We start from the raw sequence: 13,075 nt of genomic DNA on the forward strand, positions 1-13,075 counted from the left end.
AGATTTTTGCGCGCGGGCAAGGAAAATGGCGCTTTTTGCGCGCAGCGTACTCAAGTACGTGAGCAGCAAAAAGCGCCAGATGACGCAGCCAGCGCATAACAGGCTGGTTTTGACGGATTATCACGGCAAATAAGAGGTCTACAAAGGCTGGAATTAGATGCGTCTGCCCTGACGCGCCAGGACGGACTTCTTGTGCCCTGCCTCCGGACATGCTAACGTACACGCGCCCATCACAGGCTGCCCGACGGGCTCCGGCCGCTTACGGCCGCGTTGAAGACACTGCAGCAAAGGAGAATCCATGTCGGAACTGCGTACGCCGCTCACTTCCTGGCATGAGGCCCACGGGGCCAAAATGGCGCCCTTCGCCGGTTGGCTTATGCCCATCCAGTATGAGGGCATTCTGATCGAGCATCAGCACACCCGTCAGCATGCCGGTCTTTTCGACATCTGTCATATGGGCGAATTCCGCATTGAAGGGCCGGGCGCGGATGAGGCGCTGTCCCGCGCGGCGAGCCACAATCTGGCTACCCTCGCGCCGGGCAAATGCCGTTACGGCTTTCTGCTCAATGCCGAGGGCGGCGTGCTGGACGACTGCATCATCTACCGCTTCGGCCCGGACGCCTTCATGATCGTGGTCAACGCGGCCTGCGCCGCCGGGGACTTTGCGGCCCTGCGCGAGCGCCTGCCCCAGAGCGTGGCCCTCACCGACCTTTCCGCCGTCACGGCCAAGGTCGACCTGCAGGGGCCGGAGTCCGTGGATGTGCTGGAAGCCGCGCTCAACGAGAATTTTCATGACCTGCCCTATTTCGGCTTCCGGGAAACGACCTTTGACGGCGCGCCTCTGCTGGTCAGCCGCACGGGCTACACCGGCGAACTGGGTTTTGAGCTTTATCTGCCCTGGGACAAGGCCGAGGCCTTCTGGACGGCCCTGCTCAAGGATGAACGGGTCAAACCCGTGGGCCTTGGCGCGCGCGACACTTTGCGCCTGGAGGCCGGGTTGCCCCTCTACGGGCACGATCTGGACGACAAACACTCTCCGGCCGAGGCGGGCATGGGCCGCATGCTGACCAGCACGGCCGACTATGTGGGCAAGGAAGGCGCGCAGCGCGTGCGCGAGGTGCTGGTGCCTCTGCGTATTGAAGGCCGCCGTTCCGCGCGGCACGGCGACGTTCTGGCTCTGCCCGGCGGCCCGGAAGTGGGCCGGGTGACCAGCGGTTCCTTTGCGCCCTCGCTGGGCTGCGTCATCGCTTTTGCCTGGGTGGACGCGGCTCAGGCCGAACATGCGGATTTCGTGGTCCGCACGGCCCGTAGCGAGCTGGCGGCCCGCCGCGCGGATCTGCCTTTCTACAAAGAAGGCACGGCCCGCAAAAAATTGCAGTAGGCGCGGAGCCTTTGCCCGCGCAAGGCTTTTGATTTCACAAAACCAACACATGTTATGCAGTGTAAAGGGGAAACACCATGTCCAACGCTCCCGCCGATCTTCTCTACAGTAAAAGTCATGAATGGGCCCGCCTGGAAGGCGGCGAAGCCGTCATCGGCATCACCCATTTCGCCCAGGAATCCCTCGGCGACATCACCTATGTGGAACTGCCGCAGGCGGGCGACGCCCTGGCCGTGGACAAGGAATTCGGTTCCGTGGAATCGGTCAAGGCCGCCAGCGACCTGGTCTCGCCGGTGAGCGGCGAAGTGACCGAGGTGAATGCCGTTCTGGAGGATGCCCCGGAAAAATGCAACAGCGATCCTTACGGCGAGGGCTGGCTGGTGCGCGTGAAGCTGTCCGGCAAGCCCGAGGGACTGATGGACGCGGCGGCGTATGAGGCTTTTTGCGCAACAGAGGCTCACTAGGAGCTGTTTCTAAATTGGTTCTTTTGCCTGCCGGCTTCGTCAAACGTCGCTTTTCACTCCGGCCGAATACCATGAGGGTATACTCCCGTCGTAAAAGGCTCGTTTTTCTCGCTGGAAAGGCAAAACTCCCTGATTTAGAAACAGCTCTCGGGAACCTGCTGATCAATGGTCTTTTTGCCCTCTGCCCGCGTCCGGCTCACTCCGTGCGAAGGTCGGGTTTACATATACTCCCTCCGCCCGCAGTTCGCCGCCCTTGGCAGAGAACAAAAATTTTCATTACTCAGCGCTTCCCTTGAGCAGATTCCTTTGAAATGCTCCGGGGCTGTTTTTAAGGAAGCGCTGATGTCATTTTGATTGACCAGCGGTTCCTTTGGATAGGTTTTGTAAAAAACTGTTTGCAAAAGACGCGCAACGTTGCAGGGCAAGCCGCAAGGCAGGTTCAAAAAGGAGTAAACATGCCCTATATTCCCCACACGCCGGACGACCTCCGGGAAATGCTCTCCGTGGTCGGCGTGCGTACCTTGGATGACCTTTTCGCCGACATTCCGCAGGACATGCGGCCCAAAAGCTTCAAATTGCCCAAGGGGCAGGGCGAAGCCTCGGTCTGCGCCTATTTTGAGGACCTGGCCGCCAAAAACCGCCCGGAAATGATCTCCTTCCTGGGCGCGGGCTACTATGCCCACCAGATTCCCAAGGCCGTGGACGCCCTGGCCGGACGCAGCGAATTCTATACCGCTTACACGCCGTACCAGGCGGAATGCTCCCAGGGCACACTCCAGGCCATTTTTGAATTCCAGACGGCCATCAGCCGCCTGCTGGATATGGACTGCGCCAACGCCTCGGTCTACGACGGCGGCACGGCCCTGTTCGAAGCGGCCATGATGGCCGTGCGCGCCACCCGGCGGCGCGTGCTGGTGGTGGACGAGGCCGTGAATCCCATCTGGCGGGTCATGCTCGGCACCTACATGTCCAGCCTGGACCTGGAACTGAAGACCGTGCGCCAGCGCGACGGCGTGAGCGACATGGACGCGCTGCTGGCCGCCGTGGACGACAACTGCGCGGCCGTGCTGGTGCAGAATCCCAACTTTTTCGGCGCGGTGGCCGACTATACGGAGCTTTTCGCCAAGGCCCGCGCGCACAAGACCTTCGGCATCATCTCCGTGTATCCGGTCATGCAGGCCGTGCTCAAAACCCCCGGCGAAATGGGGGCCGACGTGGCCGTGGCCGAGGCCCAGAGCCTGGGCCAGCCGTTGTCCTTCGGCGGTCCCTATCTGGGCGTCATGACCTGCCGCAAGGAGCACATCCGCCAGTTCCCCGGCCGCATCGCGGGCCGCACCACGGATCTGGACGGCAAAACCGGCTATGTGCTGACCCTCCAGGCCCGCGAGCAGCATATCCGCCGCGCCAAGGCCACATCCAACATCTGCTCCAACCAGGCTCTCTGCGCCCTGCGCGCCCTGATCCACATGAGCCTGCTGGGACCGGAAGGCCTGACCCGCCTGGCGGAAAACAACATGGCGCTGGCCCGCTATGCCGTGGAGCGGCTCACGGCCCTCAAGGGCGTGGAGTTGCTCAACGACGCGCCCTTCGGCAATGAAGTGGCCCTGCGTCTGCCCATGCCCGCCGAAACCCTGGTGGACACGCTCACCAGCCACGGCTGCGTGCCGGGCTATCCCGTGGGCCGCTACTATCCGGGCATGGAAAACGTGCTGCTGCTGGCCTGCACCGAGCTCAACAGCCGCCGCCAGATCGGCTTTCTGGCCGAAACCGTGGGAGGTCTGCTGTGAAAACCATTTTCGCCAAATCCGTGCCCGGCCGTCGCGCCTGGGAGATAGATTCCGACGCGCCCAAAGCGGCGCAGATGCTGCCCGCCGGTCTGCTGCGCAAAGATCCGCCGCGCCTGCCCGAATGTTCGGAGCTGGACGTGGTGCGGCACTTCACCGGGCTTTCCAAACTCAACTACAGTGTGGACGCCAATTTCTATCCCCTTGGCTCCTGCACCATGAAGTACAATCCCAAGTTCACCGAATACGTGGCCGCGCTGCCCGGCTTCAGCCGCCTGCATCCGCTGCTGGCCCAGCTCTCGCGCGGGGCGGCCTGCACGCAGGGCGCGCTGCAATGCCTCTATGAGGCCGAGCGCTGGCTGTGCGAGCTCACGGGCATGAAGGCCTTCACCTTCCAGCCCATGGCCGGGGCCAACGGCGAATTCACGGGCGTCAAGCTCATCGCCGCCTACCATAAGGCCAAGGGCCGCAATCGCAAAAAGATGCTCATTCCGGACGCGGCCCACGGCACCAATCCGGCTTCCGCCGCGTTGGCCGGTTTTGAGACCGTGAACATCGAGTCCCGCGACGGCATGGTGGACCCGGACGCCTTGGCCGCGGCCATTGCCGAACACGGCGAGGACGTGGCCGGTCTGATGATGACCTGCCCCAACACGCTGGGCCTCATGGAGCTGTACCTGCCGCGCATCGTGGAAGAATTGCGCAAGGTGGACGCGCTGCTCTATTACGACGGCGCCAATATGAACGCCATCATGGGCAAGATGCGCGTGGGCGACGTGGGCTTTGACGTGGTGCACCTCAATGTGCACAAGACCCTGGGCACCCCGCACGGCGGCGGCGGCCCCGGCGCCGGTCCGGTGGGCGTGGGCGAACGCCTGCTGCCCTTCCTGCCCGCGCCGCGCGTGGCCCTGCGCGAGGACGGCAGCTATTACCTTGATTACAATCTGCCCCGGTCCATCGGCTACATGGGGCCGTTCTACGGCAGTTTCGGCGTTGTGGTAAAAGCCTTGGCCTACATGCTGCGCCTGGGCGGCGAAGGCCTGACCCGTGCTTCGGAATACGCGGTGCTCAATGCCAACTATCTTAAAAAACGCCTGGAAGACGTGCTGGACGTGCCCTTTGCCGACCGGCTCTGCGCCCATGAGTTTGTGGCCTCCGCGCCCGAAGGCACCCGCGCCCTGGACATTGCCAAGGCCCTGCTGGACCGGGGTTTCCATGCGCCGACCATCTACTTCCCGCTGATCGTCAAGGAATGCCTGATGGCCGAGCCCACGGAAACCGAGAGCAAGGAAACCCTGGACGCGTATGTGGACGCCCTGCACGAGATCATCGCCCAGGGCAAGGCCGATCCGCAGAGTCTGGCGGACGCGCCTGTCGGGCTGCCGGTGCGCCGCCTGGATGAAACCACGGCCGCGCGCCGGATGGTACTCACCGAGGATATGGAACAGGGCCGGTAAGTCCGTCTTCACATATTCCCGTTGTTGCAAAAGGCCGGAGCAAACTCCGGCCTTTTCCTGTTTACCTGATTTCTTCCACAACGCCCCCGGCCAACACCCGGCCCCCGGCGTCGTAAAGGGCCGCCACCTGGCCCGGCGCGCTGGGAAGCTGGGGCGCTTCCAAGGTAATCCGCAAGCGGTCGCCGACCAGGGCCGCATGGGCCGGGACGGCCCGCTGGCGGTGGCGCAGACGGGCCAGCACATCTTCGGGCCAATGTTCCGGCGGCACAAGAATGTTGGCCGGGCCGGTCAGGCAGGCGCGCATGCCCAGCAGGGCGCGCGGCCCCACGATCAGGGCATTGTTTGTCCTGTCCTTGCGCAGCACATAAAGGGACTCGCTGTGGGCGATGCCCAGGCCCTTGCGCTGGCCCTCGGTGTAGCGCCAGAGGCCCTGATGCCGTCCGATTTCGCGCAGGTCGCCCGCCGCGCCGCCGGATTCTGAGGCCAGCAGTAGCGGGCCCTCTCCGGGGGGCTCCAGGCCCTGGGCCCGCCACTGCGCCGCCAGAAAAGGGCGGTAGGCGGCATCGCTTTCCGGCACGAAACAGATGTCCTGGCTTTCACGGGGCAGGGGCACGGCCAGGCCTGCGGCGGCCACCAGGGCCACGCTTCGGGCCTTGTCTTGGTCCGCCAGGGGAAAGAGGGCGTAGCGCAGGCGCGCGGCGGGCACCAGGCTGAGAAAATAACTCTGATCTTTGGCCCTGTCGTGCGCGGCGGCCAGAAACGGCGGCGCGTCCTTCTCCCCTTGGCGGCCCGACAACAGGCGGGCGTAATGGCCGGTAGCCAGCTTGTCCGCGCCCAGAGACAGGGCCGCGTCCAGCAGGGCCCCGAATTTGACGGCCCGGTTGCAGTGCGCGCAGGGATTGGGCGTGCGTCCTTCGGCATAGGACTTGGCAAAGGGGGTCATGACCTCGCGCTGAAAAACGGCGCGCAGATCCATTGTGTGCAGGGGGAGGTCCAGGGCGCGGCAGGCGGCTTCAAGGCCCGGCAGTGGATCACAGGCGCCGCCGGGCGGGGGCTGTGGTTGTTCGGGCAGGAAGAAGCCGTGCAGGGCCAGCACGTCGTGCCCGGCCCGGCGCAGGAGCAGCAGGGCGCAGAGGCTGTCCACGCCGCCGCTCACGGCTACGGCAATGCGCACGGACAGCCTCCGGGGGCTGTTTCTAGAGCGGATTCGCTTTGAAATTGTGCCAAGTTCAAAGCTGACGCTGTCCTCAACCTATCGTTGCTGTCGTCATCCATAAGCCGCCCAGCAGCAACGGCTGAAGCGCGGCGGGAAGGTGGTCCCGCCTTGGCTTCCGGCGCGGGCGTCCGCTCTCGCGGCCGCCAGGGCATTTCAACATTTTCAAGGTTGAAATGCCCTAAATGAGGGAGTTTTGCCTTTCCAGCGAGAAAAACGAGCTTTTGACGACGGGAGGATACTCTTGCCTCAGCCGTTGCGGCGAAGGACAGCAGCGCAGTGGTATTCGACCGGAGTGAAAAGCGACGTTTGACGAAGCTGAAAGGTAAAAAAAACAATTTAGAAACAGCTCCTACAGAATCTGGTTCAGAAACTGCCTGAGCCTCGGATGACGCGGCGCGGTGAACAGGGTGTCCGGTCTGCCCGCTTCCACGATCTGCCCCTGATCCATGAAGATCAGGCGGTCGGCCACTGTGCGGGCAAAGCCCATCTCATGGGTGACGCAGATCATGGTCATGCCTTCCTCGGCCAGATTGACCATGACGTCCAGCACTTCGCCCACCATTTCCGGGTCCAGAGCGGATGTGGGTTCGTCAAAGAGCATGATTGCGGGCTGCATGGCCAGGGCCCGGGCGATAGCCACACGCTGCTGCTGCCCGCCGGAAAGCATGGCCGGGTAGACGTTGGCCTTGTCGCTGATGCCCACTTTTTTGAGCAGGCCCAGAGCGCGGGCTTCGGCTTCCTCGCGGGAGAGGTGGAGCAGTTTTATGGGGGCCAGGGTCAGGTTATGGAGCACGGTCTTGTGCGGAAACAGGTTGAACTGCTGAAAGACCATGCCCAGGTTGCGCCGGATGAGATTGATGTTGTTCTCACGGCTCATGATGTCCTGGCCCTGCACCATGATCTCGCCCTTGTCGATCTCTTCCAGGCGGTTGATGGAACGCAGCAGGGTGGATTTGCCCGAACCGGAGGGGCCGATGATCACCACCCGCTCGCCGGGGGCGATATCCAGGCTCACGTCCTGCAAGGCGGGCAGGTGGCCGAAATATTTCCAGACGTGGCTGATGGTGATGATGGGGTCGTGTTCGTTACTTTCCGTCATAGTAGTTCAGCCTGGATTCCATGATGCTCACGGCTTTGGAGAGCACAAGGGTGATGATCAGATAAATCAGGGCAATGACCGTGTATGTTTCGAAGTACAGATACGTGGTACCCACAAAGCTGCGGGCGCGCTGCATGATGTCGGGTACGGCCATGATCGAAACCAGAGAGGTGTCCTTGAGCATGGCGATGCACTCGTTGCCCACGGGCGGCAGAATGGTGCGCCAGGCCTGGGGCAGCACCACATAAAACATGGTCTGGAAGCGGTTGAAGCCCAGGGAGCGCGCTGCTTCGCTCTGGCCCTTGGAAATCGCCATGATGCCCGCGCGGAAAACTTCGCCCATGTACGCGCCGTAACAGACGCTGATGGCAATGACCGCCGAGGTGATGCCGCTGATCTGGAAAAAGCGGGAGAGCGCGTAGTAGATGTAGAAGAGCTGAACCAGGAGCGGGATGCCGCGAATGACCTCCACATAGGTGGAGGCGAGAAGATTGACGGCGCGATTGCGCGAAATGCGCCCCAGGCCGGTCAGCAGGCCCAGGGGCACGGCGCAGCAGATGGACATGACCGTGATTTTGAAGGTGACCACCACGCCGTCCGGCAGGTAGAGCAGAATCCGCAGATAGGGTTCCGGCCAGAGCAGACAGAGCGCGAAAAGAGCGCACACAGCGCCCACCAAGGCAATGGACCAGGCGTTGATCAGACGCCATTCGCGGGGGTCCGGGATGGACGCCCCGTCCGTGACCATGACAATATTGCCCTTGCTGTGAGTGTCGTTGGGTTCGGGCATGGACGCCGCCTTTTAGAGTATGTGGTGGACGCGGGCGGGGGCTGAAGCCGCCCGCCCGCGTGTCAGAGCCGGTAAACGACGGAAACGCGCCGCTTCCGCCGGGAAATCCGAGGATTCCGCCTAGTTGCTCTTACCCATCCACTTTTCAATCAGCTTGGCTTCCAGGCCGGATTCCTTGACCTGCTTGATGCCCTTGTTCAGCTTGTCCACCAGATCCTGGCGGCCCTTGCGCACGGTGAAGCCGTAATATTCCTTGTCGCCGGTCTTGAAGGAAAGGTTCAGCTTGCCGGCGTAGTCGGCTTTCTTGTTCACATAGTACATGGCAACGGGGTCATCGCAGATCACCGCGTCCAGGCGGCCGCCCACCATATCCTGAATGGCCAGGCCCACGTCGTCATATTCCTTGAGGTCCGCGCCCACATCGGCCTTGCGCATCACGAAGATGCCCGTGGTGCCGATCTGGCCGCCCACCTTCTTGCCCTTGAGGTCGGCAAGGCTCTTGATGCTGGTCCCCGCGGGCAGCACCACGGCCTGGACCACTTCATAATAGGGATCGGAGAAGTCGAACTGCTTCTGGCGCTCGGGCGTGATGGTCGTGGAAGAGGCCACGATGTCATATTTGCCCGTGGCTACGCCGCCGAAAATGCCGTCCCAGGCGATATTGCGGACGTCCACCTCAAAACCGGCGGCCTTGGCCACCGCGCGGATGTAATCCGTGGAATAGCCTTCAGGCTGTTTCTGGGCGTTGAGCATTTCCATGGGCGGCCAGGTGCAGTCACTGGCCACGGTGTACTTTTCCGCCGCCAGGGCCTGGCCGCAGAAAAGCGTCAGCACGAGCAGGACAAGGGAAACTCCGCGAAACATAGGGCCTCCTTAAGATTGCGAAATCAACGAGGCGCGCGCCGCGCGCCGGAACATCCCTCCGGTCACAGGCCGGAACATGCCCATCTTTAGCCGGGGGCGCAGCCGTCGTCAAGGGCGCTCCCGGCCTGTAGCCGCCGTCGGGGAGAACGCGTCCGAACGCGGCACGGCCATGTCCGCCGCCCGAGGGTTGGGGACATGGCCGTTTTACTGCCGGGAAATCTCCGGCAACCGCCGTTTACTTCCTTATATCCGCCGCCCGCGGCGGGAAGGCGCGAAGCGGCCGTGATGTTCGCGGCAAGCGCTGGAATCCGACGAAAGTCTCAACGGTTGCCGGGGGCAGGGCCGTCCTCTTCCTCTTCATTGTCCGGAGGCGCTGCCGGAGCGGCGCGGCCGGGCAGGTCGCTGTCGTCATCATCGCCGCGGTCGTCCTTGAGGGCCTGTTGCAGGAACCAATCCTCGCGGATGCGCCAGGAAGCGGCGGCGGTATAGGCCGGTGAGGAATAGCCCACGGAAAGCACCAGGGTGCGCCGGGCGTGTTCCTGCAGACGGATCAGCAGGGGGGTGAAGTCCGCGTCGCCGGACAAAATGATGAATTCGTCAAAATGGGTGGAATGGGAGAGATCGTCCATGCAGTCCATAACCAGATGGATGTCCGTGCTGGTTTTGCCGCGCGAGGTCAACGGCGGACAGTCCACCACCTGAAAGGCGCTGCGGATAAACGGATTGCGGAATTCCTGATAGCGTTGCGGATTCAGATAACACATCCGCTTGAGAATGCGGCGGCGCACGCCTTCGCCGTACAGGATGCGCAGGGCGTGGTTTTCAATCCAGCGAACCCAGCGGTAGGGCGCCGAGCCGAAGGTCCGGGCGGCTTCCGGGTCCGCCTCCAGAAAACGGGTATAGATATTGTCAAAGTCCACATATAACGCGCTGAAAACTTCATCAAAACCGGTAAATCGTGCCATGTGCTCCTCAAAACAAGTCATAAAGTGGATACTGCAGATCACAGCATACTAGTGCCATAGCCCCGGCAACACAAGGGCGCACCGGCTTGAATTTGCCGAGCCGGGCGGCTATGCTGCAACTGTGCGGCGCGGCGACGGCATGGGACGGCTCCCCCGCCGCATGGGAGGAGGTGTGATGCCGAAGATTTTCGCGGCTCCGGCCCTTTGGGCCGCGTCCAAGCTGGAACCGTGGCGCGCCATGCGCCGGGAACGGCCGGGTGAATTCTGGTTTGTCTGTCTGTTCTGGTCTTTCTGGCTCTCGTTGGCTTCCTTTCCCATCGGCTACGGCATGCGCGAGGTCATGCCGGTGTTCAGCTTTATTTTTCTGCTGCTCTATTACCGTCATGAATGGCGGAACAGTGTGCTGCGCCGTCTTGACGCGCGCCCGCTGTTCTATTGCCTGTGGCTGATGATCGTCATCGGCGTCTGCTTTTCCGCGAGTCCGTTTTCCTCCCTGCTGCACGCGGGCACGGGCATCAACAAGGGGTTTATCCTGCCCTTTATCGCCATGGAGTGCGTGCGCGGCGAGAAAGACCTGCGCCGTCTGGTCTGGGCCTGCGTGCTGGCCTGTTTCTGGCAGGGCCTGGACGGCATCTGGCAGGCGCTCACGGGCCGCGACATCATTATGGGCTATGAACTCAATGCCGGACGCTTGACCGGCAGCCTGGGCGACTACACGGTGGGCAATTATATCGCGCTGGCTCTGATTCCGGCCTTCGGCCTCTGGTTCATCCTGCGCCGCAGGCTGGATGCCGTCAGTTCCGTCTTTCTGTGTCTGGCCGTTTTCTGGCCCGCCTTTTTTCTGCTCCAGGGGGCGGCCAGCCGCAGCGGCGCGCTGGCAGTGGCCTCGGCCTTCGGCTTCTGGGCTCTGCTGCGCCGACGACGCTGGCAGTGGCGTATCCTGCTCTGGCCTCTGGCGGCTCTGGTCTTGTTCATCCTCTGCCAGCCGCAGCGCCTGACGCCGGAAAGCGTCGTTTCGGACGGGCGCTGGAGCCTTTGGGAACTGGGCTGGCGCGTTTTCCTGGAGCATCCCTGGTTCGGCGCCGGGGCCGGGCAGTACAACACGGCCTTCCGTGCCCTGAGCCTTTCCCCGGCCAAGGACGACATCACCATCAGCCATCCGCATAATCTCTACCTGGACATGCTCTATGCTCACGGGCTGGTGGGCTTCTGCCTGGGCATGGTCTTTCTGCTGGGCTTCCTCTGGTGGGGGTATCGACGCATCCGCCCGCGCCTGACGGCGGAATGCGCGGAAAAGAGCCCGAGCCTGTACTGGCGGCTGACCGCCTGGTTCTGGATCGGTTTCGCCGGCTGGCTGGTCAACGGCATTTTCGGACATGATTTTTATCGCATCTGGTGGCTGGGCCTGGCCATGAGCCACCTGGGCGTCATGATCGGCGCGGCGGTCAACGGTTCGGTCCTGAGCTCGGATCCGCCGCCGTGTGCTATCAAGGGAGAAAGCAATGTTTGAATCGGCATCCCTGGGCAGATCCTATTCGACCAAGGAATACGACGCCCTCAAAGATGATCTGCGCGGCAGGCTGTTTGCCGCGCAACGCGAGGCGCGCGAATATGATGTGCCCGCACTGGTGATTATTGAAGGCGTGGACGGCGTGGGCAAGGACGCGGTGGTCAACCTGCTGTCGGCCTGGATGGATGCCAAAAACATCCGCAACCATACCTTCTGGCTGGAAACCGATGAGGAGAAAAAACGGCCCGAGGCTTGGCGCTACTGGCGCGCGTTACCCGGCAAGGGCGAAATGGCCGTTTTTTTCGGAGGCTGGTACAGCGAACCTGTCCGGAAGTTCTGCTGCGGCGGGCTGGACGAGAACGATTTCAACCGGCGGATGCAGCGCTGGGCACGGCTGGAACGCGCCCTGGCCGCGTCGGGAACCCTGATCGTCAAATTCTGGCTGCATATCGGGAAAAAAGCCCACAAGGAACGTCTGGAACAGCGCCTGAAGCACAAGGGCCACCGCAGCTTCACGCCTTATGACAAGAAGAGCGAGGAAAATTACGACGCCCTGGTCAGCGCGGCGGCCAAAGCCATAACCATTACCGATCGGGCCTATGCGCCCTGGACGCTCATCGACGCTTTTGACGCCAATTTCCGCAATGTGGCCGTCACCCGCGCCCTGACCGCCGCGCTTTCCAGCGCCGTGGCCGCCCGTAAAACTCTGGTGCAGGATGCGCCTGTTGTGACCACGCAGGTTTGCCCCGAGGGAAGCGGCGGGCCGGAGCGGGACGATGCCGCCGCGTTCAGCGCCCTGGACGCGGTGGATCTGGGCAATGCGCGTGAGCACAGCGAGTATAAAAAGAAGCTGGCCGCCCTGCAGGAGGATATCTACGCCCTGACCTACAAGGCCTGGAAACACGGCATTTCCAGCACGCTGGTCTTCGAGGGCTGGGACGCCGCGGGCAAGGGCGGGGCCATCCGGAGGCTCACGGCGGGCATGGATGCGCGCATCGTGCGGGTGATCCCCATCAGCGCGCCCACGGACGAGGAACTGGCCCACCATTATCTCTGGCGTTTCTGGCGGCATGTGCCCATGGCGGGTTTTGTGACCGTCTACGACCGTTCCTGGTACGGCCGGGTGCTGGTGGAGCGGGTCGAGGGTCTTACGCCGTCCGCAGACTGGAAGCGGGCTTACACTGAAATCAACGATTTTGAGGCCCAATTGCGGGAACCCCACAATATAGTGGTCAAATACTGGCTGCACATTTCCCGGAAAGAACAGCTGCGCCGTTTCCGGGAGCGGGAAAACACGCCCTGGAAGCAGTACAAGATCACGGACGAGGACTGGCGCAACCGGGAAAAATTCCCGGCCTACATGGAGGCCGCGGAAGAGATGTTCGCCCGCACCAGCACGGAAGAGGCTCCCTGGCATATCGTCCCGGCGGAGGACAAGAAATATGCCCGTCTGGATGTGCTGCGCATTTATCGGGACACGCTGAAAAAAGCCCTCAAGCGGGTCTGAGGAAAAGTGAGCGAGAAACGACAGGCCCCGATCCGGCG

The 13,075-nt window shown here is 62.6% G+C and carries 11 protein-coding genes; 6 read left to right on the top strand and 5 right to left on the bottom strand.

Annotated elements, in window-relative coordinates; translation table 11 throughout:
* Positions 1 to 298 precede the first annotated feature (298 nt).
* The 4 genes from gcvT to gcvPB all read left to right on the top strand — a co-directional run bounded on the left by gcvT (position 299) and on the right by gcvPB (position 5,086).
* A complete protein-coding gene (gcvT, locus tag KH208_RS12400; protein ID WP_291436714.1) occupies positions 299 to 1,381 on the top strand; it encodes a glycine cleavage system aminomethyltransferase GcvT in 1,083 nt (360 codons plus the stop codon).
* A gap of 77 nt (positions 1,382 to 1,458) precedes the next feature.
* Positions 1,459 to 1,845 carry a glycine cleavage system protein GcvH gene (gcvH, locus tag KH208_RS12405; protein ID WP_291436716.1) on the top strand — a complete coding sequence of 129 codons (387 nt, stop codon included), beginning with the start codon at positions 1,459 to 1,461 and terminating at the stop codon, positions 1,843 to 1,845.
* Positions 1,846 to 2,300: 455 nt separating this feature from the next.
* Positions 2,301 to 3,632: an aminomethyl-transferring glycine dehydrogenase subunit GcvPA gene (gene gcvPA / locus KH208_RS12410; RefSeq protein ID WP_291436718.1), complete on the top strand. Its 1,332-nt coding sequence runs from the start codon at positions 2,301 to 2,303 to the stop codon at positions 3,630 to 3,632.
* Positions 3,629 to 5,086: an aminomethyl-transferring glycine dehydrogenase subunit GcvPB gene (gene gcvPB / locus KH208_RS12415; protein WP_291436720.1), complete on the top strand. Its 1,458-nt coding sequence runs from the start codon at positions 3,629 to 3,631 to the stop codon at positions 5,084 to 5,086. Before gcvPA ends, gcvPB begins: the two co-directional genes overlap by 4 nt.
* A gap of 61 nt (positions 5,087 to 5,147) precedes the next feature.
* Here the strand turns inward: gcvPB and KH208_RS12420 are convergent, their stop codons facing one another.
* The 5 genes from KH208_RS12420 to KH208_RS12440 all read right to left on the bottom strand — a co-directional run bounded on the left by KH208_RS12420 (position 5,148) and on the right by KH208_RS12440 (position 10,020).
* The gene (locus KH208_RS12420; protein ID WP_291436722.1) at positions 5,148 to 6,260 is read right to left on the bottom strand and encodes a tRNA methyl transferase PRC-barrel domain-containing protein; all 1,113 of its coding nucleotides are present in this window, start codon (positions 6,258 to 6,260) and stop codon (positions 5,148 to 5,150) included.
* A gap of 391 nt (positions 6,261 to 6,651) precedes the next feature.
* Positions 6,652 to 7,401, bottom strand: coding sequence for an amino acid ABC transporter ATP-binding protein (locus tag KH208_RS12425; protein WP_291436724.1), 750 nt, complete (start codon positions 7,399 to 7,401; stop codon positions 6,652 to 6,654).
* Positions 7,388 to 8,191, bottom strand: a complete 804-nt coding sequence (locus tag KH208_RS12430) for an amino acid ABC transporter permease (protein WP_291436726.1) — start codon at positions 8,189 to 8,191, stop codon at positions 7,388 to 7,390. Before KH208_RS12430 ends, KH208_RS12425 begins: the two co-directional genes overlap by 14 nt.
* 120 nt (positions 8,192 to 8,311) lie before the next feature.
* Entirely contained in the window at positions 8,312 to 9,055 is a 744-nt protein-coding gene (locus KH208_RS12435) for a basic amino acid ABC transporter substrate-binding protein (RefSeq protein WP_291436729.1), read from the bottom strand.
* A gap of 320 nt (positions 9,056 to 9,375) precedes the next feature.
* Positions 9,376 to 10,020, bottom strand: coding sequence for an NYN domain-containing protein (locus KH208_RS12440; RefSeq protein ID WP_291436731.1), 645 nt, complete (start codon positions 10,018 to 10,020; stop codon positions 9,376 to 9,378).
* 175 nt (positions 10,021 to 10,195) lie between these two features.
* Here KH208_RS12440 and KH208_RS12445 point away from each other — a divergent pair, with 175 nt between their 5' ends.
* Positions 10,196 to 11,530 (top strand): O-antigen ligase, encoded by a 1,335-nt coding sequence (locus tag KH208_RS12445; RefSeq protein WP_291436733.1) that lies wholly within the window; start codon positions 10,196 to 10,198, stop codon positions 11,528 to 11,530.
* Positions 11,523 to 13,037 carry a polyphosphate:AMP phosphotransferase gene (gene pap, locus KH208_RS12450; protein ID WP_291436735.1) on the top strand — a complete coding sequence of 505 codons (1,515 nt, stop codon included), beginning with the start codon at positions 11,523 to 11,525 and terminating at the stop codon, positions 13,035 to 13,037. Before KH208_RS12445 ends, pap begins: the two co-directional genes overlap by 8 nt.
* Positions 13,038 to 13,075 lie beyond the last annotated feature (38 nt).

This window comes from Desulfovibrio sp. (assembly GCF_018379785.1).
Lineage (GTDB): Bacteria > Desulfobacterota > Desulfovibrionia > Desulfovibrionales > Desulfovibrionaceae > Desulfovibrio.